The sequence below is a fragment of the Microbacterium galbinum genome (genome assembly GCF_023091225.1).
Taxonomy (GTDB): Bacteria; Actinomycetota; Actinomycetes; order Actinomycetales; family Microbacteriaceae; genus Microbacterium; species Microbacterium galbinum.
This window is the reverse complement of record NZ_JAHWXM010000001.1, coordinates 591,782-615,808: the sequence shown is the minus strand read 5'-3', so window position 1 is coordinate 615,808 and position 24,027 is coordinate 591,782. Positions and strand designations below refer to the sequence as shown.

25 protein-coding genes are annotated in these 24,027 nt (G+C 68.5%); 20 read left to right on the top strand and 5 right to left on the bottom strand.

Annotated elements, in window-relative coordinates; genetic code table 11:
* Entirely contained in the window at positions 1 to 783 is a 783-nt protein-coding gene (map, locus tag KZC52_RS03090; protein ID WP_247622597.1) for a type I methionyl aminopeptidase, read from the bottom strand.
* A 113-nt stretch (positions 784 to 896) separates the two neighbouring features.
* On the opposite strand from map, the gene KZC52_RS03085 reads away from it, so the two are divergent.
* The 9 genes from KZC52_RS03085 (at position 897) to KZC52_RS03045 (ending at position 7,944) form a co-directional block, all read left to right on the top strand.
* Positions 897 to 1,385 (top strand): MFS transporter permease, encoded by a 489-nt coding sequence (locus tag KZC52_RS03085; RefSeq protein WP_247622596.1) that lies wholly within the window; start codon positions 897 to 899, stop codon positions 1,383 to 1,385.
* Positions 1,386 to 1,552: 167 nt separating this feature from the next.
* Positions 1,553 to 1,900, top strand: coding sequence for a 50S ribosomal protein L19 (rplS, locus tag KZC52_RS03080; RefSeq protein ID WP_247622595.1), 348 nt, complete (start codon positions 1,553 to 1,555; stop codon positions 1,898 to 1,900).
* 117 nt (positions 1,901 to 2,017) lie between these two features.
* Positions 2,018 to 2,752, top strand: coding sequence for a signal peptidase I (gene lepB, locus KZC52_RS03075; protein ID WP_247622594.1), 735 nt, complete (start codon positions 2,018 to 2,020; stop codon positions 2,750 to 2,752).
* Positions 2,749 to 3,408, top strand: coding sequence for a ribonuclease HII (gene rnhB, locus KZC52_RS03070; protein WP_247622593.1), 660 nt, complete (start codon positions 2,749 to 2,751; stop codon positions 3,406 to 3,408). The genes lepB and rnhB overlap by 4 nt, the downstream gene beginning before the upstream one ends.
* Before the next feature lie 53 nt (positions 3,409 to 3,461).
* Positions 3,462 to 3,788 (top strand): DUF2469 family protein, encoded by a 327-nt coding sequence (locus KZC52_RS03065; RefSeq protein WP_247622592.1) that lies wholly within the window; start codon positions 3,462 to 3,464, stop codon positions 3,786 to 3,788.
* Positions 3,789 to 3,904: 116 nt separating this feature from the next.
* Positions 3,905 to 4,267 carry a YraN family protein gene (locus KZC52_RS03060; RefSeq protein WP_247622591.1) on the top strand — a complete coding sequence of 121 codons (363 nt, stop codon included), beginning with the start codon at positions 3,905 to 3,907 and terminating at the stop codon, positions 4,265 to 4,267.
* Positions 4,264 to 5,793: a YifB family Mg chelatase-like AAA ATPase gene (locus KZC52_RS03055; RefSeq protein ID WP_247622590.1), complete on the top strand. Its 1,530-nt coding sequence runs from the start codon at positions 4,264 to 4,266 to the stop codon at positions 5,791 to 5,793. The genes KZC52_RS03060 and KZC52_RS03055 overlap by 4 nt, the downstream gene beginning before the upstream one ends.
* The gene (dprA, locus tag KZC52_RS03050) at positions 5,790 to 6,980 is read left to right on the top strand and encodes a DNA-processing protein DprA (protein ID WP_247622589.1); all 1,191 of its coding nucleotides are present in this window, start codon (positions 5,790 to 5,792) and stop codon (positions 6,978 to 6,980) included. The genes KZC52_RS03055 and dprA overlap by 4 nt, the downstream gene beginning before the upstream one ends.
* Positions 6,981 to 7,038: 58 nt before the next feature.
* Positions 7,039 to 7,944 (top strand): tyrosine recombinase XerC, encoded by a 906-nt coding sequence (locus KZC52_RS03045; protein WP_247622588.1) that lies wholly within the window; start codon positions 7,039 to 7,041, stop codon positions 7,942 to 7,944.
* Positions 7,945 to 7,951: 7 nt separating this feature from the next.
* Here the strand turns inward: KZC52_RS03045 and KZC52_RS03040 are convergent, their stop codons facing one another.
* Positions 7,952 to 8,497, bottom strand: a complete 546-nt coding sequence (locus KZC52_RS03040; protein ID WP_247622587.1) for a murein hydrolase activator EnvC family protein — start codon at positions 8,495 to 8,497, stop codon at positions 7,952 to 7,954.
* A gap of 300 nt (positions 8,498 to 8,797) precedes the next feature.
* Between KZC52_RS03040 and rpsB the strand changes: the two genes are divergently transcribed.
* The 9 genes from rpsB to KZC52_RS02995 all read left to right on the top strand — a co-directional run bounded on the left by rpsB (position 8,798) and on the right by KZC52_RS02995 (position 15,516).
* Positions 8,798 to 9,748 carry a 30S ribosomal protein S2 gene (rpsB, locus tag KZC52_RS03035; protein ID WP_247622586.1) on the top strand — a complete coding sequence of 317 codons (951 nt, stop codon included), beginning with the start codon at positions 8,798 to 8,800 and terminating at the stop codon, positions 9,746 to 9,748.
* Positions 9,749 to 9,792: 44 nt separating this feature from the next.
* Entirely contained in the window at positions 9,793 to 10,620 is an 828-nt protein-coding gene (gene tsf, locus KZC52_RS03030; RefSeq protein WP_247622585.1) for a translation elongation factor Ts, read from the top strand.
* A gap of 91 nt (positions 10,621 to 10,711) precedes the next feature.
* Positions 10,712 to 11,428, top strand: a complete 717-nt coding sequence (gene pyrH, locus KZC52_RS03025; protein WP_247622584.1) for a UMP kinase — start codon at positions 10,712 to 10,714, stop codon at positions 11,426 to 11,428.
* Positions 11,429 to 11,496: 68 nt separating this feature from the next.
* The gene (gene frr, locus KZC52_RS03020) at positions 11,497 to 12,051 is read left to right on the top strand and encodes a ribosome recycling factor (RefSeq protein ID WP_247622583.1); all 555 of its coding nucleotides are present in this window, start codon (positions 11,497 to 11,499) and stop codon (positions 12,049 to 12,051) included.
* A 6-nt stretch (positions 12,052 to 12,057) separates the two neighbouring features.
* Positions 12,058 to 13,197, top strand: a complete 1,140-nt coding sequence (locus tag KZC52_RS03015; RefSeq protein ID WP_247622582.1) for a phosphatidate cytidylyltransferase — start codon at positions 12,058 to 12,060, stop codon at positions 13,195 to 13,197.
* Positions 13,194 to 13,766 (top strand): DivIVA domain-containing protein, encoded by a 573-nt coding sequence (locus tag KZC52_RS03010; RefSeq protein ID WP_247622581.1) that lies wholly within the window; start codon positions 13,194 to 13,196, stop codon positions 13,764 to 13,766. The genes KZC52_RS03015 and KZC52_RS03010 overlap by 4 nt, the downstream gene beginning before the upstream one ends.
* 158 nt (positions 13,767 to 13,924) lie before the next feature.
* On the top strand, positions 13,925 to 14,500 hold the full coding sequence (locus KZC52_RS03005) for an aggregation-promoting factor C-terminal-like domain-containing protein (protein ID WP_247622580.1): 576 nt from the start codon (positions 13,925 to 13,927) through the stop codon (positions 14,498 to 14,500).
* A 9-nt stretch (positions 14,501 to 14,509) separates the two neighbouring features.
* Positions 14,510 to 14,797 carry an Rv1322 family protein gene (locus KZC52_RS03000; RefSeq protein WP_247622579.1) on the top strand — a complete coding sequence of 96 codons (288 nt, stop codon included), beginning with the start codon at positions 14,510 to 14,512 and terminating at the stop codon, positions 14,795 to 14,797.
* Positions 14,798 to 14,799: 2 nt separating this feature from the next.
* Positions 14,800 to 15,516, top strand: coding sequence for an alpha/beta hydrolase (locus KZC52_RS02995; RefSeq protein WP_247624696.1), 717 nt, complete (start codon positions 14,800 to 14,802; stop codon positions 15,514 to 15,516).
* A 6-nt stretch (positions 15,517 to 15,522) separates the two neighbouring features.
* Here KZC52_RS02995 and KZC52_RS02990 read toward each other — a convergent pair whose 3' ends face one another.
* Positions 15,523 to 16,578: an AI-2E family transporter gene (locus tag KZC52_RS02990; protein ID WP_247622578.1), complete on the bottom strand. Its 1,056-nt coding sequence runs from the start codon at positions 16,576 to 16,578 to the stop codon at positions 15,523 to 15,525.
* 179 nt (positions 16,579 to 16,757) lie between these two features.
* Between KZC52_RS02990 and KZC52_RS02985 the strand changes: the two genes are divergently transcribed.
* Together KZC52_RS02985 and KZC52_RS02980 are read left to right on the top strand one after the other, a co-directional pair.
* Positions 16,758 to 18,743: a DUF8094 domain-containing protein gene (locus KZC52_RS02985; RefSeq protein WP_247622577.1), complete on the top strand. Its 1,986-nt coding sequence runs from the start codon at positions 16,758 to 16,760 to the stop codon at positions 18,741 to 18,743.
* On the top strand, positions 18,740 to 19,684 hold the full coding sequence (locus tag KZC52_RS02980) for a tetratricopeptide repeat protein (RefSeq protein ID WP_247622576.1): 945 nt from the start codon (positions 18,740 to 18,742) through the stop codon (positions 19,682 to 19,684). The genes KZC52_RS02985 and KZC52_RS02980 overlap by 4 nt, the downstream gene beginning before the upstream one ends.
* Before the next feature lie 24 nt (positions 19,685 to 19,708).
* Here KZC52_RS02980 and glgB read toward each other — a convergent pair whose 3' ends face one another.
* Positions 19,709 to 21,913, bottom strand: a complete 2,205-nt coding sequence (gene glgB / locus KZC52_RS02975; protein ID WP_247622575.1) for a 1,4-alpha-glucan branching protein GlgB — start codon at positions 21,911 to 21,913, stop codon at positions 19,709 to 19,711.
* On the bottom strand, positions 21,910 to 23,889 hold the full coding sequence (locus KZC52_RS02970) for an alpha-1,4-glucan--maltose-1-phosphate maltosyltransferase (protein ID WP_372491553.1): 1,980 nt from the start codon (positions 23,887 to 23,889) through the stop codon (positions 21,910 to 21,912). The genes glgB and KZC52_RS02970 overlap by 4 nt, the downstream gene beginning before the upstream one ends.
* Positions 23,890 to 24,027: the final 138 nt, after the last annotated feature.

Below are 24,027 nucleotides of genomic sequence, written 5' to 3'. Positions count from 1 at the left end.
TCAGTCGACCCCGAGGAACGATCGGTCGGTCAGCACGATGGGTCCGTCCGCGGTGATCGCGACGGTGTGCTCCGAGTGCGCGCCGCGCGAACCGTCGACGCTGCGCAGAGTCCAGCCGTCGGGGTCGGTGACCAGCTCGTCGGTCGTCGCGAGGAACCAGGGCTCGAGTGCGAGCACGAGTCCGTCGCGGAGCGGGAATCCGCGTCCGGCGCGACCGTCGTTCGCGACGTGGGGGTCGCCGTGCATCGTGCGGCCCACTCCGTGCCCGCCGAAGTCCGTGTTGATCGAGTACCCCTCGCCATGGGCGACGGCTGCGACGGATGCCGAGATGTCGCCGATCCGGTTGCCGACGACGGCCGCGGCGATGGCAGCATCCAGTGCGCGCTCCGTCGTCTCGATCAGCCGGAGGTCCTCGTCGCGCGGGGTGCCGACCACGAACGACACGGCGGAGTCGGCCACCCATCCGTCGACGGATACGGCGAAGTCGAGCGAGACGAGGTCGCCGTCACGCAACGTGTAGTCGTGGGGGAGCCCGTGAAGCACTGCGTCGTTCACGGATGTGCAGATGACCTTCCCGAACGGGCTCGCACCGAAGGACGGGTGGTAGTCGATGTAGCAGGACTCGGCACCGCGCTGACGGATCAGGTCATGGGCGCGACGGTCGATGGAGAGGAGGTTGGTCCCGACCTTCGTGTCGGAGCGCAGTGTGGCCAGCGTCTCCGCGACGAAGCGGCCGGCTGCGCGCATCTCGTCGATCTCGGCAGGGGTGCGCAGTTCGATCATTCGGGGGAGTCCTCTCGTCCTCGTCCATTCTCCCCGATCCGGGCGGACGCGGCGTCGCCGCGCTCACAGCGAACAGCCGTGCGAGCCGCCGCGCACCGGCATACCATCGGAGCATGTGGTTGCGACGGGCGTTCTTCCGCTGGCTCCTGCCGGCGGCCTTCCTCCTGCCCCTTTGGCTCCTCGTCGGATGGGGAGTGTTCCAGGGCGGATGGGCCATCCTCTGGGTACTGTTCATCGCGATCCCGTCGGTGTTCCTGGGCCAGCTCCTCCTCACCCTCCTCACTCGTTCGCGACCGTCGGTGCGCGCCGACCGTGCCGTGTCGTGGTGGGACGTGGCAGGGTTCACGCTCTGGCACGGTCTCACGATCGCGGTCGGATGCTTCATCCCCGGGGTCTTCCCGTGGTTGCTGACCGCCGCGGTGATCGTCGGCCTCGCACTCGTCTGGTTGCAGGGGTGGCAGCTCTGGAGCGAGGCCAAGGGCAGCGGGGCTCGGTTCCGCGAGACGATCGCCTGGTCCTCGTTCCCGGCATCCGATGACGCATCACCGGAGCCTCGCCCGCGCGAGGTCATCATCGTGCAGGAGAAGGACCCGCTCGGCTGAGACGCGTGTTTTGGCGGCTGCGGTCATCCATGGCAGAATAGACGTTTGTGCCGTGACCGGTTCTGCCTCAGGGGAACCCGCGGATGCTTCGGCCCCGTACGGTGCACACCCATTCTTGTTCCTTCCACCATGCATGCGACCTGAGGCGAGTGCAGAGAGAGACGATCATGCAGATCCTCGACGCCGTAGACGCGGCTTCCCTCCGTTCGGACATTCCGGACTTCTTCCCCGGTGACACCGTCAAGGTGCACGTCAACATTACCGAGGGCAGCCGCTCGCGTATCCAGGTCTTCCAGGGCGTCGTCATCGGCCGCTCGGGCGACGGCGTGCGCGAGACCTTCACGGTCCGCAAGATCAGCTTCCAGGTCGGCGTCGAGCGTACCTTCCCGGTGCACTCGCCGGTGATCGACCACATCGAGGTCGTCACCCGCGGTGACGTCCGTCGCGCGAAGCTCTACTACCTGCGCCAGCTGCGTGGCAAGAAGGCGAAGATCAAGGAGAAGCGCGACCGCTGAGTCGCAGCATCTCCACAGCACCCCAGGACACGATGTCCTGGGGTGCTTTGTTTCGTCCCCGGTATGCGAACCTTGATACTGCCGCTCGATGGCACGCACGACTGACGAAGGATGCCGATGACCTCTGAACCCTCCGCCGCGCCCGCCACGGGCACGAGGCGGCGCCGTGGACTGCTGGTCTTCCTGCGCGATGTGCTGATCATCATCCTGATCGCCGCGCTCGTCTCGTTCGTGGTCAAGACCTTCATCGTCCGCTCGTTCTACATCCCCTCGGCATCCATGGAGCGCACGCTCATGGTCAACGACCGCATCCTGGTCGATGAGCTCACGCCGCGATGGACGGGGTACGAGCGCGGGGACGTGGTGGTGTTCCAGGACCCGGGCGGATGGCTCGGCGACCAGCCGCAGCCGCCGGCATCCCCTCCGCTCGTGCAGGCGATCGACGGCGTGCTGACCTTCATCGGGATCTCCGCCTCCGATTCGCAGGACCATCTCGTCAAGCGCATCATCGGCCTCCCTGGCGATCACGTCGTGTGCTGCAACGCACTCGGACAGATCACGATCAACGGCGCTCCGATCGACGAGCTCGACTACCTGAACCTGCCTGAAGGGAACACCGCGGCGTCGAACGAACCTTTCGACGTCGTCGTGCCAGAGGACTCGCTGTGGCTGCTCGGCGACAATCGCACTCGGTCGCGGGACTCGCGAGCGCATCAGGAACTTCCCAGCGGCGGCTTCGTCCCGGTGTCGAATGTCGTGGGGAAGGCCTTCCTGACGACCTGGCCGTTCGGGCGGATCGGGGCGATCGACGGACACCACCAAGCCTTCGACAGCGTTCCGGACGAAGAATGACGGTCGTTTCCCCGACCCTCACGCTCGAGCGGCGCATCCTCGGAGACAGCGCTCTGATCATCTCGCTCGACGAGGTCGGTCGCGGAGCGCTCGCGGGCCCGGTCGCGGTGGGCGCGGCGGTGATGGATGCCGCCGGAGCGCGACGTCGTGTGCCCGAGGGGCTCCGCGACTCCAAGCTCGTCACCGAGCGACGTCGACCCGACGTCGCGGAGCGGGCGACGGCATGGGTACGCGCCTCGTCGGTCGGATGGGCCAGTGCCGCGGAGGTCGACGAGGTCGGCATCATCCGGGCACTGGGTCTGGCCGCCTCCCGTGCCGTCGATGCGGTCGTCGCGCAGGGCACGTCGACCGCGGGGGCGGTCGTGCTGCTCGACGGGAACCATGACTATCTCTCTGCCGTGCATCATTCCGTACTCGACGTGCGTCCGGTGATCAAAGGCGATCGGGACTGCGCTTCCGTCTCGGCCGCATCCGTGATCGCGAAGGTCGCGCGCGACGCGCACATGGCCGACCTCCATGCCGACTACCCGCAGTACCAGTGGGATCGCAACAAGGGATATGCGAGCACCGAGCATCGAGAGGCCATCCGCACGCTCGGGCTCTCCCCGCTGCATCGTGCGTCGTGGGCGATCGCCGATGCTCCCGCCCTATTCTGAGCGCCGGATGCGGTGCCGCACGCGTGCTCTCGCGACCCTAGGATGGAACCACCATGGATGAGGAAGCCTTCGACGACTACGACCGCGAGCTCGAGCTCGCGCTGTTCCGCGAGTACCGAGACGTGGTCTCGCAGTTCCAGTACGTCGTCGAGACCGAGCGTCGGTTCTACCTGGCGAACGATGTGAACGTCGTGCGTCGCGACACGGAGCACGACTTCTACTTCGAGATCTCGATGAGCGATGTGTGGGTGTGGGACATCTACCGCGCCGATCGCTTCGTGAAGGCCGTGCGTGTGCTGACCTTCAAGGACGTCAACGTCGAGGAGCTGCAGCGCCGGGAGTTCGAACTTCCCCAGGAACTGTCGCTCGACGGCGAGTGAGTCGGAGAAGCGCACCTCTCCTGCACCACTGACGCCTGAGGGCCGGGTTTCCGCCGTGCGGTGGACGCTCGGAGACAGCCCCGCGGCACGGGTGCCACGATCGTCATGCTGTCGGAATGGCAGCGAAGGATGACCTCGGTAGAGCCGGGGAAGAACGGGCGGCGCGGCATCTCGTCGGCGCCGGGTACACACTCCTGGACCGCAACTGGCGTTGCGCGCAAGGTGAGATCGACATCGTGGCTCTTCAGGGCGAGGACCTCGTCTTCGTCGAGGTGAAGACGCGGCGGACGATCGACTACGGTCATCCGTTCGAGGCGATCGACGCGCGCAAGAAGCGGCGGATGTGGGGGCTCGCCCACGCATGGGCCGTCGCGCACCCGCTTCATGCTCGTGGGCGTCGGATCAGGCTCGATGTGGTGGGGATCGTCGGTCACGACCCGTCATCCGGTTCGCTCGAGCACGTGGCGGACCTCGTATGAGCACCACACGCACCTGGGCGGTCGCCATCACAGGGGTGGACGGGCACATGGTCGAGGTCGAGGCGGACCTCTCGAACCAGACGCCGGAGTTCAAGATCATCGGGCTGCCCGACAAGTCGCTCGGAGAGGCGGTGCAGCGCGTGCACAGCGCATGCAAGAACTCCGGACTCGACCTCCCGCGGCGAAGGATGACGGTGAATCTCTCGCCGGCCAGCCTGCCGAAGCACGGATCGGGCTTCGACCTCGCGGTCGCCGTCGCGACACTCGCTGCGGGGGATGCGATCTCCCCGCGATCGATCCGGGACACCGTGCACGTCGGCGAGCTCGGTCTCGACGGTCGCGTTCGACCGGTGGCCGGAGTGCTCCCCGCGGTGTTCGCGGCCGCGAGGGCAGGCTTCGAGCGCGTGATCGTGCCCCAGGCCAACGCCGCCGAAGCGCGACTGGTGACCGGGATCGAGGTCCGCGGGGCGCGCTCGCTCGCGGAGGTGGCGGTCTGGCACGGGGCGGATGTCGAGATCCCCGAGGTGCCCATCGAAGAACCGCCCGCCGTGGAGGAGGAACCGAGCGACTCGCTCGACCTCGCGGACATCGTGGGGCAGGAGTCGGCGGTCGAGGCGCTCGTGGTCGCCGCAGCGGGCGGGCACCACATGCTCCTCAGCGGTCCCCCTGGCGCCGGCAAGACGATGCTCGCGCGACGTCTCCCCGGAATCCTTCCACCGCTCACCGAAGGCGAAGCACTCGAGGTCGCCTCGATCCGCTCGCTGATGGGTGACCGAGTGGCGTGCCTCGACCGGACCCCACCGATCGAGGCACCGCATCACAGCGCATCCGTCGCCGCACTGGTCGGCGGCGGATCGCGGGTGGCGCGTCCCGGCGCGATCGTGCGCGCCCATCGCGGCGTGCTGTTCCTCGACGAGGCGGCCGAGTTCTCGAGGGTGGCTCTGGACGCGCTTCGCCAGCCGCTCGAATCCGGCGCGATCGAGGTGATCCGTTCGGGGTTCACCGCACGGTTCCCCGCGCGCTTCCAACTCCTGCTCGCGATGAATCCGTGTCCGTGCGGCAATTACGGCGTGCGCGGCGCGGAATGCACCTGCCCGGCGCAGGCGATCAGACGATATGCGACCCGGCTCTCGGGACCCCTCCGCGACCGTATCGACATCGAGTTGCGTGTCGCGAGAGTGGCTGCATCGCGCGCGACCGCAGGTGGCCGCTCCGAATTCTCGACGGCCGCCGCTCGACAACGCGTCGCCGATGCGCGGGGTCGTGCCGCCGCGAGGTGGACGGGGACGCCGTGGTCGCGGAACGCCGACATCCCGGGGACGTGGCTCCGGCAGGGGGAGTTCCGCCTGGACTCCGCGGATCGTCAGCCGCTCGATCGCGCACTCGAGCGGGGAGCGCTGACCCTGCGCGGCTACGACAGGGTGTTGCGGTTGGCGTGGACGATGGCCGACCTCGCCGGACTCGCGCGTCCTCGACCGGATGAGATCGGTCGAGCGCTGCTCCTCAAGAGGGGGATGACGCCGTGACCCACGAGATGATCGGCGACCGGGAGGTCGCGCGTGCGGCGTCCGCTCTCCGAGCAGGTGAGGCGGGCGTATCGACGGAGGCGATCGCTCGCGCGGCGTGGTCGGTGCTCGCGGAACCGGGCGACGGCGTCGCGGGCTCGCTGATCCGGGAACTCGGTGCCGCCGGTGCCCTCGAGCTTGCCCTCGATGCGCCGAGTCCGGCGGATGGTCGTGTGGACGGCTCCGCACGGGCGCATCGCGCGTTGGCGGAAGGGAGAGCGCGCTGGCGGCCGCGTGCGCAGACCCGTGCGTTGGTCGACGCCTTGCACGGTGCGAGCCAGGTCGGTGCGCGCCTGGTGATCCCCGGCGACCCGGACTGGCCGGATTCGCTGGACGACCTGGGGGAGCACGCTCCACCGGCGCTGTGGGTTCGCGGGGACGCCCGACTCCTGAGGGCGACCCCGCGCGTGGCCATCGTCGGCGCTCGCGCGGCGACCGGGTACGGCGAGCACATCGCCGCCGAGATCGCCGGAGATCTCGCCGCGGGCGGTGCGACGGTCGTCTCGGGCGGGGCGTACGGCATCGACGGCGTCGCGCATCGTGCGGCGCTCGGAGTCCGAGGGGCGACCATCGCGTTCCTGGCCGGCGGTGTGGACCGCGCGTATCCCTCCGGACACCAGGAGCTCTTCACCCGAATAGCCGGGCACGGAGCGGTCGTCAGCGAGTTGCCGTGCGGAGCCGCACCGACGAAGTGGCGCTTCCTGGCCCGAAACCGTCTGATCGCGGCACTCGGCCAGGCGACCGTGGTCGTCGAGGCGGGTTGGCGGAGCGGCTCCCTCAACACGGCGGGTCACGCGGCGGCGCTGGGGAGACCCCTCGGAGCCGTGCCGGGGCCGGTGACCTCGGCGGCCTCAGCGGGGTGCCATCGCCTGCTCCGTGAGTACGACGCACGCTGTGTGACCTGCGCAGCAGAGGTCCGCGAGCTCTGGGGCGACGACACGCAGGAGGCGTCGGCTTCGCGGCGCCAGGATCCGGATCGCACCCGTCTGCTCGACGCTCTCGGAACGCGGACGCCGCTCGACGTCATGGAGATCTGTCGACGCAGCGGTCTCGCCCCCGACCGGGTGCGCGCGCTGCTCGGTCTGCTCGACCTCGAGGGGATCCTGACACGATCGGATGCGGGGTGGGTGCGCGCGGCGACCCGCTGATCGAGCCGCGGCGGCGAGGTGCGATCTCTCGCACCGTCATCCGGTGCATGCTGGAGCCATGCAGCTCGCCGCCGCCGTCCAGGCCTTCACGGAGTACCTCGAGCGGGTGCGCCGGCTGTCGGCGGCGACGGTGCGCGCCTATCGCTCCGACCTGCGGGACCTGACAGCGTCGGCCGGAGACATCACGATCGGGGACGTCGATCTCGACGTGCTCCGCGACTGGCTGTGGAAAGCGACCCAGCGCGGAGATGCACGCTCGACGTTGGCGCGCCGCGCGGCGGCGGCGCGATCGTTCTTCACCTGGGCGACCGAGCACGAGATCATCGCGCACGATCCGAGTCTCCGCCTGATCGCTCCGAAGCGCGGTCGCACCCTGCCGGTCGTGGCCTCGAAGGACGCGATGACTTCGCTTCTCGAGCAGCACCGCATCCGCGCGACCGCCGGCGGAGACCCGCTCGCTCTCCGCGACCATGCGATCCTCGAGACGCTCTACGGCTCCGGCATCCGTGTCTCCGAACTCTGCGGACTGGACATCGACGATCTCGACGTCGATCGCCGTACCGCGCGCGTGCTCGGCAAAGGCGCCAAGGAACGAGTCGTGCCCTTCGGGGTGCCCGCCCGTGAGGCGCTGAACGCGTACCTGCGGCGCGCGCGCCCGGCGCTCGTCGCCCGGAGCGATGCCCCCGGTGCCGCCGTCTTCCTCGGCAGCCGCGGCGGGCGAATCGGACCGCGCGCGGTGTACTCGCTGGTGGCAGAAGTGCTCGGCCCTCTCGTGGGGTCGGAGACGGTCGGTCCACATGCACTCCGGCATACGGCGGCGACGCACCTCCTCGACGGCGGCGCCGACCTGCGCGCCGTGCAGGAGATCCTCGGCCACGCCAGCCTGGGTACCACGCAGATCTACACGCACGTCTCCGCCGAGCGACTGACCGCCACCTACCGTCTCGCGCACCCGCGCGCCTGAGCGGGCGTCACGAACCGTCGCAGCACGGCAGAAGGACCGCTCTGGCCGGTGCGCCGAAGAGCAGGAGCGGATTGATGTAGACGCGGTCGAGGCGCACCCCCACGTGCAGGGTGCCGACCATGCTGTGCCCACCCTGCGCGACGACCCCCACGATGTCTCCCGCCACCACGGTGTCGCCGGGATTCAGGGAGGAGGCGAGCGGCTCGAAGGTCGAGACGTATCCGGCGCCGTGGTCGATCGTGAGCAGCGGACGGTCGACGACGGTTCCGCGGAAGGCTACGACGCCGTCCGCGGGTGCACGGACCTCCTGTCCCGGAACGCCGGCGATGTCGATCCCGCGGTGGCCGGCCCCGTAGGCGTGAGCGGGAGCGCGGTACGGCGCCGTCACGGATCGCGGGCCGTCGAGGGGCCAGCGCCACGCGGCGTCGTTCTCCGACGAGTAGGACCGGACCGAGGGGTCGGGCTCGAGGGCGGCGATCGCAGGATCGTTCGCGCCGAGTGCGAGCGCGATGAGGAGGGCGGCGATCAGGAAGACACGTCCGGGTGGGGTCATGCCGAGAGTCTGCGGGTCGTTCAGGCCGACGAGACGTGAGTCCGAGCGACGGGCCCGGAGGCGGGGGAGAAGTGCGCGATGTCGCCGCCCGTGGAGAGCAGGACAGGCGGTCGTTGTCCTGTATGCTGGAGGGGCACCTCGAAATCGGGGTGACTACGCGTGCCCAGAGCGACTCCGGTCGTGGCATCCACTCCCACAGGTCCTTCCTCGGAAGGCGGGTGTGCGCCGGGCACCAGGAAGTCCGATCGAACGATCGGCGAAAACCTCAACGGCGCACCGCGCCAGAACAAGGAGACGACCATGGCTGTGGTCACCATCCGCCAGCTGCTCGACAGCGGCGTGCACTTCGGACACCAGACCCGTCGGTGGAACCCGAAGGTGAAGCGCTTCATCCTCACCGAGCGCAGCGGCATCCACATCATCGACCTGCAGCAGTCGCTCGGCTACATCGACAAGGCCTACGACTTCGTCAAGGAGACCGTCGCCCACGGTGGCACGATCCTCTTCGTCGGCACCAAGAAGCAGGCGCAGGAGATCCTCGCCGAGCAGGCCACGCGCGTCGGTCAGCCCTTCGTCAACCAGCGCTGGCTCGGTGGACTCCTCACGAACTTCCAGACGATCTCTAAGCGCCTCGCGCGCATGAAGGAGCTCGAGGAGCTCGACTACGAGACCCCGGCGAACAGCGGCTTCACGAAGAAGGAGCTCCTGCTCAAGAAGCGCGAGCTCGACAAGCTGCACAAGTCGCTCGGTGGAATCCGCAACCTCACCAAGACGCCGTCGGCCATCTGGGTCGTCGACGCCAAGCGCGAGCACCTCGCCATCGACGAGGCCAAGAAGCTCGGCATCCCCGTGATCGGCATCCTCGACACGAACGCCGACCCGGACGACTTCCAGTACCCGATCCCCGGCAACGACGACGCGATCCGCTCGGTCTCGCTGCTGACGCGCATCATCGCCGACGCCGCTGCCGAGGGCCTGCAGCAGAAGCACAACCCGGAGACGGGCGACGCCGAGCCTCTCGCCGACTGGGAGAAGGAGCTCCTCGAGACTCCCGCCCAGGAGGTCCAGGAGTCCGCTGACGCCGCTGCCGTCGAGACCGCGGCTGACGAGGCCGCCGTCGTCGAGACGCCCGCCGCCGACGAGACCGCTGCCGACGCGGCCGGTGCAGAGGCTCACGACGAGGCGATCGCCGCCGCTTCCGGCGAGGAGACCGCTGAGGTCGCCGCCGCCGAGGCCGCAGACGCCAAGTAATCCCGCGACCACCACACACATCACGAAGCAAGGAGCCACCACACATGGCCAACTTCACCATCGCTGACCTCAAGGCGCTGCGTGAGCAGCTCGGTACGGGAATGGTCGACACCAAGAAGGCGCTCGAGGAGGCCGACGGAGACGTCGAGAAGGCCACCGAGATCCTGCGTCTCAAGGGTGCGAAGGGCAACGCGAAGCGCGCTGACCGTTCGACCAGCGAGGGACTCGTCGTCGCTCGCGAGCAGGCCGGTGCCGTGACGCTGATCGAGCTCGCGTGCGAGACCGACTTCGTCGCCAAGAACGACCGCTTCATCGCGCTGGCCGACAAGGTCGCCGACGCCGCTGCAGCCGTCAAGGCCGACTCGGTCGAGGCGGCCCTGGCCGCCGACGCGGCGGGTCAGTCCGTCGAGCAGCTGATCTCGGAAGAGGCTGCGATCATCGGCGAGAAGGTCGAACTGCGTCGTGTGCGTACGATCGCCGGCGACAACGTCGAGGTCTACCTGCACCGCACCAGCAAGGACCTGCCGCCGCAGATCGGTGTCGTCGTCGCCTACTCGGGCGACGACGCGGACACCGCTCGCAGCATCGCGCAGCACATCTCGTTCGCCAACCCGTCGTACCTCTCCCGCGAGGACGTTCCGGCTGACGCCGTTGAGAAGGAGCGGGAGATCGTCACCGAGATCTCGCGCAACGAGGGAAAGCCCGAAGCGGCTCTCCCCAAGATCGTCGAAGGCCGCGTCTCCGCGTTCATCAAGCAGGTCGCCCTGCTGGAGCAGGACTACGCCAAGGACAACAAGCTCTCTGTCGCCCAGGTGGCGAAGGACGCCGGTATCACCGTGACGGACTTCGCGCGCTTCAAGGTCGGCGCGTAGCAGAGTCGAAGGGGTTCGGATCGGTGAGATCCGAACCCCTTCTTCATGCCCAGAAGGCACTATCTTGAATCGGGACGAGAGGACAACACCCATGACCGAACGCACCGGACGCCGCCGCGTCCTTCTCAAGCTCTCCGGAGAGGCATTCGGCGCCGGTCAGCTGGGTGTCAACCCGGATGTCGTCGGCCAGATCGCGCGCGACATCGCCGCAGCCGTCGACCGCGTCGAGGTCGCCATCGTCGTGGGCGGGGGCAATTTCTTCCGCGGCGCCGAGCTGAGCCAGCGTGGCATGGACCGGGGGCGCGCCGACTACATGGGCATGCTCGGAACCGTGATGAACGCGCTCGCGCTGCAGGACTTCCTCGAACAGGCCGGGGCGGCCACGCGTGTGCAGTCCGCGATCTCCATGACCCAGGTCGCCGAGCCCTACATCCCGCGCCGGGCGGAGCGTCACCTCGAGAAGGGCCGCGTCGTCATCTTCGGTGCCGGTGCCGGCCTCCCGTACTTCTCCACCGATACGGTCGCCGCTCAGCGCGCGCTCGAGATCGGCGCGGAGGAGGTCCTCGTCGCGAAGAACGGCGTCGACGCCATCTACACGGCCGACCCCAACAAGCACGCGGATGCCGAGCGCATCGAGCGGGTCACGTACAGCGACGCGCTGCAGCGCGGACTGAAGGTCGTCGATTCGACCGCCTTCAGCCTGTGCATGGACAACAACATGAACATGCGCGTCTTCGGCATGGAGCCGGCGGGCAACGTGACGCGCGCCCTTCTCGGTGAGCCGATCGGCACCCTGGTCACCACCTGAGTGTGTGACGCGGCGGAGAAGGCTTCGCCCGATAGAATTTGCAGAACACCCCGACGATAGGAGTCACCGTGATCGCGGACGTCCTCGCTGAAACCACCACCCGCATGGACCGGGCGGTCGAAGCTGCCAAGGAGGACTTCTCCACGGTGCGCACCGGTCGCGCGAACCCCCAGCTCTTCCAGAAGGTCCTCGTCGACTACTACGGAACGCCGACCCCGATCGGTCAGCTGGCCTCGATGGTCAACCAGGAGGCGCGCACCCTCGTCATCACGCCGTACGACAAGTCGGCGCTCAAGGCGATCGAGCAGGCCATCCGCGACATGCCGAACCTCGGGGCGAACCCGACGAACGACGGCAATCTCGTGCGGGTGACGATGCCGGAGCTGACGGCCGACCGTCGCAAGGAGTACGTCAAGCTCGTCAAGTCGAAGGGCGAGGACGCGAAGGTCCACGTCCGCGGCATCCGCCGCAAGGCGAAGGACGACCTCGATGCGCTCAAGAGCGAGGTCGGTGAAGACGAGATCGCGCGTGGCGAGAAGGAGCTCGATGCTCTCACCCGCCAGCACGTCGACCTCATCGACGACGCGCTCAAGCGCAAAGAGGCAGAACTCCTCGAGGTGTGAGGACGGATGTCTGACACGCGAGATTCCGAGGACGGTGCGCCGTTGACCCGCCGCGAGGCGCGGGATGCGACGACGCCGGACTCGGGCATCCCGTTGGCGGACGAGGCGTTCCCCGCCTTCGACGCCTCGCTCATCCCGCCCCGCCCTCCGCTCCCGGACGAGCCGGCCGTGGTGATCCCCGACATGATCGACACGGCGGACCACAACGCCATCCGTGAACAGTGGCGGGCGAAGCGCGACGAGTTCGGAAGTCACGTCTCGCATGCCCGAGACCAGATCGACCAGGCGAACGAGCGGATCAAGCAGCGCACGGGTCGTGACCTCGTGCTCGCGATCCTCATCGGCCTCGCGTTCGGTGCGGCTCTTCTCGGTTCCCTCCTGTTCATCAAGGTGCTCTTCGTTCCGTTCGCCCTGGCGGCTGCGCTGCTCGGGGTCTACGAACTCGCGCGGGCTCTCCGGGCATCCGGCCGCCGGATCGATGTCGTCCCGCAGCTGGTAGCTGCCGGCGCGCTCGTGCTCTCCGGCTATTTCGCGGATATCTGGCTGTGCTGGATCGTGCTGTTCCTCGCCGTGGCATTCGTCATCGTCTGGAGGCTCATCGCGCAGATGTTCGCTCAGGACGGGCGCACCTACGGTGATGTACTCGCGGATGCCGTCATCGGCGGCTTCGTGCAGGTCTACGTTCCCTTCCTCGCAGCCATCGCACTGATCCTGCTCGGGCAGGAGGGCGGACAGTGGTGGGTGCTCGGCTTCATCGCCATCGCGGTCGCGGCCGACACCGGCGCGTACGCCGCCGGCCTCGCCTTCGGGCGGCATCCGATGGCTCCGCGGATCAGCCCCAAGAAGACCTGGGAGGGTTTCGCCGGTGCGGTCGTCGCCTCGCTGACCGCGGGTGTGCTGCTCGCGATCTACCTTCTCGAACTGCCGTGGTGGGGCGGGCTCCTCTTCGGTGCCGCCATCCTGCTGTCGGCGACACTGGGCGATCTGGGTGAGTCGATGCTCAAGCGCGATCTCGGGATCAAGGACATGAGCTCCTGGCTTCCGGGCCACGGCGGGCTGCTCGATCGGCTCGACAGCATCCTGCCGTCGACGGTCCCCGCCCTCTGCCTCTACTTCCTCCTCTCTCCCTGGGTGGTGCTGTCATGAACGACCAGAAGACCGAAGAGCAGCAGTCCTCCCGTGCGGCCTTCGCCGTCGCCACGGGGCGCACCAAGGGATATCACCCTGTGGCCGTCGACACCTTCCTCGCCTCGGCGCGCGCCGCCTTCGAGCACGGGGGAGATCTCGGTGCGGCGGATGTCCGCACAGCCTCGTTCCCGCTCGTGAAGGGCGGCTACGTGGTCGGTGACGTCGACGCCGCACTGAGCCGTGTCGAGGACGCTTTCGCCGCGCGCGAGCGCGATCGTGCCGTGCGTTCCGAGGGCGCGGGCGTCTGGGTCGAGCAGGCGCGCGACGAGGCTCAGGTGATCCTCGACCATCTCGCGCGTCCGCGCCGTCACCGCTTCGCCCGCACGGGTGCACTCACCTTCGGATACCGCGTCGACGAGGTCGACCACGTGGCGACGCGCATCGTGCGCTACCTTCGCGACGGCGACGCGTTGAGCGCGGAACAGCTGCGTTCGGCGGCCTTCCGGATGCAGCGCGGCGGTTATCGCGAGGAGCAGGTGGACGCCCTGCTCGACGCGGCGATCGACGTGATCCTCGCCGTCCGCTGACCTTCTCATGGCCGTCCCAGGCAGTCTTGCGTAGACTGTCGACCATCGTGAACTCCCGAAACGACATGACACCTGCACGACGTGACGCCTCGCCGGTACCTGTGGCGACGGCGAATTCCGCGCATCGTGGTACTCGTCGATGGTCGCGTCGCCGCGGTGTGGTCGCGGCATTCGCATCGCTCGCGGTCGTCGGTTTCGCGGCCGCGATGGTCGCACCGACCGCCGTCGCTCTCGCGGATCCGCCCGAGCAGGAGACGCCGGACAGCGCGTATTCCGTCGCACTCGAAGACACCCAGAACCTGACGGTGACCGTCGAAGGTGCCGAGATCGCTCCGGTCGAGCGCGGGTCCTTCGAGGTCTACGTGACGCCGAAGCCGACCCCCACGCCCACGCCGACGACGGCCTCTAACTCGAATTCGGGAGGGACGGCCCCCGCGGCCCCGCTCTTCTACACCGGTGGCGGAGCGCCGGCGGACTGGATGGCTGCGGCGGGAATCGCCGAAGCCGACTGGGGCTACGTCGACTACATCGTGTCGCGCGAGAGCGGGTGGAACCCGAACGCCACGAACAGCAGTTCGGGTGCCTGCGGCCTCGTGCAGGCTCTGCCCTGCAGCAAGGTGCCGGGCAACGGCTACGACCCGGTCGACAACCTGCGCTGGGCAAACGGTTACGCCGGGAAGTATGGCGGCTGGGCGGGCTCGTACAACTTCTGGATCAACAACCACTGGTGGTGAGCAGGCACGATGCCCCGCTCCCGCAGGCGGCCTCCTTCGCGAGCTGAGGCCGACGAGTCCTTCGAACGCCTCCTCGCGGGGTGGAAGCGTACCGAGACCCGTCGCGGTGCGGAGTGGACCGTGCAGCCCGTCTCGGCGATCCAGGCCCAGAAGTCCTACGTGTGCCCCGGGTGCTCTCGCACGATCGAACCGGGCACCGCTCATCTCGTCGCCTGGCGCGCCGATGGAGTCCTCGGCGATGCCGCCGACCTCGCCGCACGCAGGCACTGGCACACACACTGTTGGAGGCAATCGTGACCATCGAGATCCGCGGACCGCTCGAACTGCCCGCGCAGCGGGAGGACATCGAGCTGCGTACGGCCGACGGCCTCACGCTCGTCGGTGAACTCGCGCTCCCCGAAGGGGCCGACCCCGTCGCGACCCTCGTGACTCTTCACCCGCTCCCCACCGCGGGAGGGTTCATGGACTCGCACATCCTGCGCAAGGCCGCGGCGCGCCTCCCTGCCCTCGCGAACCTCGCCGTCCTGCGGTTCAACACGCGGGGGACGACGTCGCCCCGCGGCACGAGCGAAGGGGCGTTCGACGGGGGAGCGTCGGAGCAGTTCGATGTGGCCGCCGCGATGGAGTTCGTCCACGAACGCGAGCTGCCGCGCCCCTGGCTGCTCGGATGGTCGTTCGGCACGGAGCTGGCCCTCAAATACGGGCGGGATCACGAGATCGCGGGCGTCATCCTGCTCTCTCCGCCCCTGCATCGCGCCACGGACGCCGAGGTCGCCGCGTGGGCGCAGTTCGATCGGCCGGTCGTGATCCTCGTCCCCGAGTTCGACGACTACCTCCGGCCCGAGGAGGCGCGTGAGCGCTTCGCCTCGATCCCGCATGCGACGCTGATCGCCGTCGACGGCGGCAAGCACCTCTGGGTGGGGGAGTCACAGACGCGCCGTGTGCTCACCGAGATCGTGGCCGCCGTCCACCCGGCGGCCCTCCCGCTGCCGACAGAGTGGCCGGCATCGCGCTGAGCGGCGTCAGAGCTCGTTCATGCGGGGGATGAGCACCTGGCGGTAGATGATCAGGATGCTCGCGGCGACGGGGATCGCGATAAGCGCTCCGAGGAGTCCGAGCAGGCTGCCGCCGGCGAGGGCGGCGACCACGACGACCGCACCCGGTACCGACACGGCGCGGCTCATGATGCGCGGAGAGATCACGTACGCCTCGATCTGCATGTAGATCAGGTAGTAGATGCCGGCGGCGATCGCGGTCGCGGGGGATCCGAGACCCGGGATCAGGCAGATGAGCACGATGAGTGTCGAGCCGGTGAGCGTGCCCACGAGCGGGATGAGCGAGAAGAAGAACGCGATGACCGCGAGCACGGCAGGGAAGGGCGCCTGGATGATTGAGAGGAAGATCGCGCTCAGCACGCCGTTGATCACGCCGAGCGAGACCTGGCCCATCACGTAGTACCCGACCGAGTCGGTGATCTGGTCGGCCAGGTCGATGAAGCGCTCCCGCTTCGAGGCCGGCGCGAGCTGGTAGACGGCGCGCTTGAGTGAGGGAGTGGATGCCGTGAGGTACACCGTGAGGATCAGCACGATGAAAGCGCCGAACAGGCCGGTGATGATCGAGGTGCCGACCACGATCACGCTCTCGGTTATCGTTCCCCAGTTCTCGAGCAGCCAGTCGGTCGCACGCGTGAACGTGTCGTCGATGAATGAGGGCTGCAGGCCCGGGAAGACATCGCTGATCCAGTCCTTCACGTCGCCGATGTAGGTGCTCTGCAGGAACAGCGTGATGCGCCGGACGAGCTGGCTGATCTGATCGACCAGGATGGGGAGCACCATCAGGACGATGCCCGCGAAGACGCCCAGCACTCCGAGGATGGTGACGAGCACCGCGAGCCAGCGGGGGAGCTTGCGGCGTTCGAGGAATGCGACCACCGGGTCGAGTCCGAGGCTGAGGAACAGCGCGGTGCCGACGTACAGCAGGACGGTGGAGAGGTTCTGCAGGCTTCCGATCAGGAGGATGCCGAGGCCCACTCCGAGCGTCGCCACCAGGGCGGTGCGGAAGGGGTTGTGGATCTTCATCTCGACTCCTCGTGTCGGGGTGCTGCCAGGCTACCGATCGTGCCACGCGCAGCCCGCGCGACGTGCCGTTCCACACCGGGGGAATCACCCTTGTGGGCAACACACAGGTGGTTTCGCTAGTCTGAAATGTCGAGTGTTGCGTCCCGGCCGATCGTGCGGGATGCGTGAGGAGACTATTCGTGCGTTTCGTATGGGCCGTCGTGGCCTTCGTCCTGGCCGCGGCCCTGATCGGTGCCGGCATCGCTCAGCGCACCATCTTCATGGGGCCGGATTCGGTGCAGGAGAAGGTGCAGATCGAAGAGCCTGCGCCGTTCATCCTGCTCGACGGGGATGTGCTGCGTGCCCACCCCGGCGCGCAGACGCTGCTGATCAGCGGCGACGGCGACATCTTCTCCGCTTACGGACGCACGGCCGACATGGAGGCGTGGCTCGCCGACTCCGACTACAACCAGGTGACCGTCGACGACGACGGATCCTTCCAGGTCGAACACATCGCCGCGCCTGCGGCCGAGGATGACGCAGTCGACTCGGGAGACGCCGCGACGGAGGAGCCGACCGCCGAGGACGACCCCGCTGCAGACAGCGGACGCAACCCCGTCGGATCCGACCTGTGGCTGAACTCCTTCAGCGACACCGACTCGCTGTCGCTCGACAATCTCCGTCTCCCCGAGGGAGTCAGCGTGCTCGTCGCCTACGACGGGACCGAGAACGCGCCCGACGACATCGTGGCGTCCTGGCCGCTCGACACGTCCACCCCGGCCGCAGGTCCGCTCATGGCAGGCGGGGGTGTGCTGTTGCTGGTGGGACTGATCCTCTACGTGCTCGGCATCCGTCATCAGCGTCGCGGTCGCGGTCCGCGTCGCAAGGGCCCGGGTCCGCTCCCGGTGACCGAGCCCATCGACCTCGCCTCCCTGCCCGCGGGCGAACGCGCAGCGATAGAGAGCGGAGCGACCCCGGCGAAGCCGCAGGCCACCGACGACGACGTCCAGGACGCCGAGATCGTCGACGAGCCCGCTGCGCCCGCAGACGAGAAGACCGGCGGGAAGACGGACGAGAAGACCGAGGGGAAGTCGACGATGAAGGCCGCAGATCCCGCTCGCCGGCGTCGCCGTCTCCTCGTCGTACCGATCCTCGGGCTCACCGCGGTGCTCGCGGCTGGTTGCTCGTCCGATTCGTGGCCGCAACTGGGCGCTCCCGAGGCGACACCGTCGCCCACTCCGACGGTGATCGCCCCCGAGAACCAGAAGCCGCCGGCCGTCACCGAGGGTCAGGCCGAACGCATCCTCGGCGAGATCTCCACCACACTCGTCGAAGCCGACACGAACCGCGATCTCGATCTCGCCAAGACGCGGCTCGACGGACCGGCGCTGACGGCTCGCACGACGGATTACGCCCTGCGCACCGCGATCGCCGATTCTCCCGTTCCCGCCGCGATCCCCACCGACGACGTGGAGGTCGTGCTCCCCGAGGCGACCGATCGTTGGCCCCGTACGACGCTCCTGCTCTCCAAGAGCGCGGACGACGAGACCGTCCCGCCCGTGCTGCTCACCATGACGCAGCAGGATCCGTGGTCGAACTACAAGGTGACGAACATCGCGGAGATGTCGGCGGACGCGGTGTTCCCGGACGTCGCCGCCGCCTGGCTCGGCACCGCGCTGGTCCCGGATGACTCCGCCTTCCTCAGCATCGCTCCCGGCGAACTCGCCGCCGCGTTCGCGGACGTCGTCGACACGGGGGAGAAGAGCGCCTCCAACGGGCTCTTCGACGATCTCTCGCAGAAGCTCGCGACCTCGATCCGCGACAGTCGGCAGACGGTGGTCCAGAACCTCATCGACAACGGTGCGGCCGAGACGTCCGAGGTCAGTTTCGACATGGCGCCGACCGACACCCCCGCCGTCTCGATGACGACCCTCGACAGCGGAGCGATCGTCGGCATCACGCTGACCGACGCCGAGACCGTGAAGCCGACGTCCGCCGACGCCGTCATCCGCTTCGGGGACAACGCGAAGGCCAATGCTCTCACCGGCGTCTCGGAGTCCGCGAAGGGCGTCGTGACGACCTATGAGTTCCAGCTCTTCTTCTCGGTCCCCGCGCAGGGATCCACCGAGCAGATCAAACTCCTGGCATCGCGTCAGGATCTCGTCTCCGTAGAGGTGATCAAGTGACCGAGTTGTCTCCTGCGGCGCTGCGTGGTGCCGTCGACCTGTCGAGCCTGCGCAACCGGCCGGCCGCTCCCGCGCCCGGCGCCCCGGCGGCGCCCGCCGCGGGCACACCTTTCGCCGATCTCGTGATCGATGCGACCGACGAGACGTTCGGGCAGGTGCTCGAGCTGTCGCGCACGGTGCCCGTCGTCGTCGACCTCTGGGCGGAGTGGTGCGGGCCGTGCAAGCAGCTCAGCCCCATCATCGAGAAGGTCACCCGCGAGCTGGGCGGGCGTGTGCTGCTGGCGAAGGTCGACGTCGATGCGAATCCGCAGCTGGCGCAGAGCTTCCGCGCGCAGTCCATCCCGATGGTCGTCGCCCTGATCGCCGGACAGCCCGTGCCGATGTTCAACGGCGCCGTTCCCGAGGAGCAGGTGCGCGCGGTCTTCGCGCAGCTGCTGCAGCTCGCCGCGCAGAACGGCGTGACCGGTTCGCTGGCGGTCGACGGCGCGCCGGTCGGCGAGGAGGCTGCGGCTCCCGAGGAGCCCGCGCTGCCGCCGCTTCATGCCGAGGCCTTCGCTGCGATCGAGGCGGGCGACTACGCCGCCGCCATTGTCGCGTACGAGAAGGCGCTCGTGGAGAACCCCCGCGACGAGGACGCTATCGCCGGGCTCGGACAGGTGCGGTTGCTCGATCGCGTGCAGTCGCTCGATCTGCAGACCGCTCGTGCCGCCGCCGCGGCGGCACCGCTCGACATCGCGGCACAGTTCGACGTCGCCGACCTCGATCTCGCGGGTGGGCACGTCGACGATGCCTTCGGACGTCTCCTCGATCTGTTCGCACAGCTCCCGTCGGATGAGCGCACACCGGTTCGCGAGCGTCTCGTCGAGCTGTTCGGACTCATCGGTGCCGGCGACCCTCGCGTCGTCTCGGCGCGGAACCGCCTGACCTCGCTCCTCTTCTGATCACCGCTTCCGGCTCGGGTCGCCCTAGCCGCGGGTGACGCTCGGAACGTGGGGGTCGGTCTGGTACCGGAGCCACAGCGTCGACAGCGCCGGGAGGGTGATCGTCGCCGTCGCCGGACCGCCGTCCTCCACGTGCGCGACGACGACACCGAGATTGCCCGATCCGCGGCCTCCGAACGCCGAGGCATCCGTGTTGAGGATCTCCTCCCACACGCCTTCACGGGGGAGTTCGAGGCGGTAGCCGACGTGCTCGATGCCGGAGAAGTTGCTGATCACGACGACGCGTCCGCCGTGACCGTCGCGGCGCTCGAACGCGATCACGGTCGGATCCCAGCTCGGTGCTCCCAGACGTGAGAACGACGAGGCATCGCTGTCGCGGGCCCACAGCGGCGCCTGCACGCGATACGCCGCGTTGAGAGACGCGACGAAGTCCTGCAGCTGGGCGTGGGACGGCTGGTCGAGCAGCCACCAGTCCAACTCACGTGACTCCGACCATTCGGCGAGCTGACCGAACTCCTGGCCCATGAAGAGCAGCTTCTTGCCGGGGTGGCCCCACATGTAGCCGAGGTAGGCGCGCACGTTGGCGAGCTTGTGCCAGTGGTCGCCGGGCATCTTGGTCACGAGGCTGCCCTTGCCGTGGACGACCTCGTCATGGCTGATGGGCAGCAGGTAGTTCTCGCCGAAGGCGTATACGAACGAGAACGTCATCTCGCCTTCGTGGTGCGCGCGGTACATCGGATCGCGGGCGATGTACTGGAGCGAGTCGTTCATCCAGCCCATGTTCCACTTGAAGCCGAATCCGAGACCGGCATGGTCGGTCGGTGCGGTCACTCCGGGGAAACTCGTCGACTCCTCGGCGATCATCATGATCCCGGGGTGCAGCCGGTACGACGTCGCGTTGACCTCCTGCAGGAACCGGATGGCCTCGAGGTTCTCGCGACCTCCGTGGATGTTCGGCTCCCACTCGCCCTCGTTGCGCGAGTAGTCGAGGTAGAGCATCGATGCGACGGCGTCGACGCGGAGACCGTCTACGTGGAACTCGTCGAGCCAATACAGCGCGTTGGCCACGAGGAATCCTCGCACCTCGGGGCGGCCGTAGTCGAAGATGAGGGTTCCCCAGTCCTGGTGCTCGCCACGACGCGGGTCCGGGTGCTCGTACAGGGGCTGGCCGTCGAAGCGGGCCAGCGCGAACGCGTCCTTCGGGAAGTGCCCCGGAACCCAGTCCATGATCACGCCGATGCCCGCCTGGTGCAGACGATCGATGAGGTACCGCAGATCGTCGGGCGTCCCGAACCGGCTGGTGGGCGCGTAGTAGCCGCTCACCTGATAGCCCCAGGACCCGCCGAACGGATGCTCGGCCACCGGCATGAACTCGACGTGGGTGAACCCCGTCGTCGTCACGTGCTCGATCAACGGCTCGGCGAGGTCCCGATACCCGAGACCGCCCCGCCAGGAGCCGATGTGGACCTCGTAGACGGAGAGAGGCTGCGCGACGGCATGCGTGGCGGCGCGTCGGGTCATCCATGCACCGTCGCTCCAGACATACGACGATGCCGTGACGACCGACGCCGTGTCCGGCGGTACCTCGGCCCACTGCGCCATCGGGTCGGCCTTGAGGATCCACTCCCCGGAGCGCGTACGGATCTGATACTTGTAGCGGGTGCCGACCGCGAGATCGGGCACGAACAGCTCCCAGACGCCGCTGGCGCCCATGGAGCGCATGACGTGGGACTCTCCGCTCCATCCGTTGTGGTCGCCGATCACGCGCACGGCCGTGGCGTTGGGCGCCCACACGGCGAACGCGACCCCCGTCTCTCCGTCGACGTCGCCGGGATGCGCCCCGAGCACGTGCCAGAGGCGTTCGTGCCGGCCCTCGGCGATCAGATGGATGTCGACGTCGCCGAGGGTGGGCGCATGGCGATAGGGGTCGCCGACGACGGTCTCCTCGTCGTCTCCATAGGCCGTCGCGAGACGGTAGGGCACGGGCGGGCCGTCGTGCTGCGCCTCCCAGATCCCCTGAGCGACGTGGGCGAGGTCGAGTCGCTGGCCGTTGCCGAAGACGGCGGCGACCGACGAGGCGAGCGGTCGGCGCGCACGGATCACCGTGACGGTGCGGTCGGCGCCATCCTTGTGCGGGTGGGCGCCGAGGACGGCGTGCGGGTCGTGGTGGGTGCCCGAGGACACCGCCTGCCACTCGGCGGATGCCGTCAGGTCGTCGATGGAAGTCATGGGCGGTGCCTCACCTTCAGGATGTGCACGGGCTCGGCGAAGGCGTCGAGGCGCACGTAGTTGTGATCCGACCAGGTCCACACCGCTCCCGTGAGCAGATCCTCGACCTCGAACTGCTCACCGAGGGGGACCCCCCAGCGCGAGGTGTCGAGGTGCACGGTGGTCTCGCGGACGGAATGCGGGTCGACGTTGGCGACGACGATCAGCGTGTCGGGGGAGCCGGTTCCGGTGAAAGCAGCATCCAGGTGCTTGCTGTAGACCAGCACGTGGTCGTCGTCGCTCCAGTGCACGTCGAAGTTGCGGAGCTGACGCAGCGCGGGATGCTGTCGGCGGATCTCGTTCAGTCGGCGCAACAGCGGAGCCAGGGACTCGCCGCGGGCCTCGGCGCCCTCCCAATCGCGGAACTTGAACTCGTACTTCTCGTTGTCGATGTTCTCCTCGGACCCGGGACGGGCGACGTTCTCGAGGAGCTCGTAACCGGCGTACACGCCCCACAGCGGTGCGGCGGTCGCGGCGATGCAGGCTCGTACCCGGTATGCCGCGCGCCCGCCGAACTGCAGGTACTCGGTGAGGATGTCGTGCGTGTTCACGAAGAGGTTGGGGCGCATGTAGTCGCTGGTCTCGTGCGACACCGAGGTCAGGAACTCCTCGAGCTCGGCCTTGGTGTTGCGCCACGTGAAGTAGCTGTAGCTCTGCTGGAAGCCCGCGGCGGCGAGCGCGCGCATGACGGCGGGGCGGGTGAAAGCCTCGGCCAAGAAGATGACGTCGGGGTCCTGGGCGTTCACGGTCGCGATGAGCCACTCCCAGAACTGCAGGGGCTTGGTGTGCGGATTGTCGACCCGGAAGATCTTCACGCCCTGCGCGACCCAGTGCTGCACGATCCGGAGCATCTCGGCGTAGATGCCCGCCGGGTCGTTGTCGAAGTTCAGCGGGTAGATGTCCTGGTACTTCTTCGGCGGGTTCTCGGCGTACGCGATCGTGCCGTCGGGCAGCGTGGTGAACCATTCGGGGTGCGCGGAGACCCACGGGTGATCGGGAGACGCCTGGAGGGCGAGATCGAGCGCGACCTCGAGCCCCTCCTTCTTCGCCGCGCGGACGAATGCACGGAAGTCGGCGGCGGTGCCGAGCTCGGGGTGGATGGCGTCGTGCCCTCCCTCGGCCGCGCCGATCGCGTAGGGCGACCCCGGGTCGCCGGGCTCGGTGGTCAGCGTGTTGTTGCGTCCCTTGCGATTCGTCGTACCGATGGGATGGATCGGCACGAGGTAGAGCACATCGAAGCCCATGGCCGCGACACCGGGCAGTCGCTTCGTCGCGCTGCGGAACGTGCCGCTCTTCACCGTTCCGTCCTTGAGGCGCTTGGCGCCTTCGGAGCGGGGGAAGAACTCGTACCAGGACGCGACGCCGGCGGCGGTGCGGTCGACCACGAGCCGATGGTCCGGCGTCGCGGAACGGAGGGCGGTGACGGGGCGATCGGCGAACGCGCGCGCGAGGTCGGCATCCGTCGACAGCGCCGAGGTCGTTGCGGCGTCCCCGGTGGCGAGGGAGGCCGCCGCGGCGGTCAGCCGCTTGCGCTCTGCGGCCGGACGATCGCGCTCCGTCGCTGCGCGCTGGAGTATCTCGGCTCCGAGCGCCGCCATCACCGGGACGTCGACCCCGGCGGCGACCTTGAGCTCCGCGGCGTGCGCCCACGTCGCGAAATCGTCGGAGAACGCCTCGAAACGGTACGTCCACGATCCCTGGGCATCGAGCGCGATCTCCGCCGCCCAGGTGTCGGTGCCGTCCTCACGGGGAGCGAGTCGGTGCAGGCTCTCGGCGCCGTCCGGTGCGGTGAGCCGGAGATGGACCCCGATGATGTCGTGACCCTCACGGAACGAGACCACGCTGAACGGGACGACCTCGCCGACGAACGCCTTGGGCGGGAACCCACCGGGAACGGAGGGCTGCACGTTCGTGAGCGGGAGTCTGCCGGTGGTCACCCCTTCGGTGATCGGTTCGTCCGCGCGGGGACGCAGGGGGATCTGGGCGGGGCTCCGAAGAGCCGAGGGAGAACTTCCGACGCGTGCAGCCACATCCCGAATGTACCGCTCCGGTCAGACCTCCGATACCGGGTGGAC

Bases quoted from the DNA above. Each gene is read 5' to 3' on its own strand.
- KZC52_RS03055 (WP_247622590.1), top strand. From the start codon at position 4,264: ATGAGCACCACACGCACCTGGGCGGTCGCCATCACAGGGGTGGACGGG.
- rpsB (WP_247622586.1), top strand. From the start codon at position 8,798: ATGGCTGTGGTCACCATCCGCCAGCTGCTCGACAGCGGCGTGCACTTC.
- tsf (WP_247622585.1), top strand. From the start codon at position 9,793: ATGGCCAACTTCACCATCGCTGACCTCAAGGCGCTGCGTGAGCAGCTC.
- rnhB (WP_247622593.1), top strand. From the start codon at position 2,749: ATGACGGTCGTTTCCCCGACCCTCACGCTCGAGCGGCGCATCCTCGGA.
- glgB (WP_247622575.1), bottom strand. From the start codon at position 21,913: ATGACTTCCATCGACGACCTGACGGCATCCGCCGAGTGGCAGGCGGTG.
- pyrH (WP_247622584.1), top strand. From the start codon at position 10,712: ATGACCGAACGCACCGGACGCCGCCGCGTCCTTCTCAAGCTCTCCGGA.
- rplS (WP_247622595.1), top strand. From the start codon at position 1,553: ATGCAGATCCTCGACGCCGTAGACGCGGCTTCCCTCCGTTCGGACATT.
- KZC52_RS03000 (WP_247622579.1), top strand. From the start codon at position 14,510: ATGCCCCGCTCCCGCAGGCGGCCTCCTTCGCGAGCTGAGGCCGACGAG.
- map (WP_247622597.1), bottom strand. From the start codon at position 783: ATGATCGAACTGCGCACCCCTGCCGAGATCGACGAGATGCGCGCAGCC.
- KZC52_RS02990 (WP_247622578.1), bottom strand. From the start codon at position 16,578: ATGAAGATCCACAACCCCTTCCGCACCGCCCTGGTGGCGACGCTCGGA.
- KZC52_RS03065 (WP_247622592.1), top strand. From the start codon at position 3,462: ATGGATGAGGAAGCCTTCGACGACTACGACCGCGAGCTCGAGCTCGCG.
- lepB (WP_247622594.1), top strand. From the start codon at position 2,018: ATGACCTCTGAACCCTCCGCCGCGCCCGCCACGGGCACGAGGCGGCGC.
- KZC52_RS03045 (WP_247622588.1), top strand. From the start codon at position 7,039: ATGCAGCTCGCCGCCGCCGTCCAGGCCTTCACGGAGTACCTCGAGCGG.
- KZC52_RS03085 (WP_247622596.1), top strand. From the start codon at position 897: ATGTGGTTGCGACGGGCGTTCTTCCGCTGGCTCCTGCCGGCGGCCTTC.
- KZC52_RS03010 (WP_247622581.1), top strand. From the start codon at position 13,194: ATGAACGACCAGAAGACCGAAGAGCAGCAGTCCTCCCGTGCGGCCTTC.
- KZC52_RS03060 (WP_247622591.1), top strand. From the start codon at position 3,905: ATGGCAGCGAAGGATGACCTCGGTAGAGCCGGGGAAGAACGGGCGGCG.
- KZC52_RS03040 (WP_247622587.1), bottom strand. From the start codon at position 8,497: ATGACCCCACCCGGACGTGTCTTCCTGATCGCCGCCCTCCTCATCGCG.
- KZC52_RS03015 (WP_247622582.1), top strand. From the start codon at position 12,058: ATGTCTGACACGCGAGATTCCGAGGACGGTGCGCCGTTGACCCGCCGC.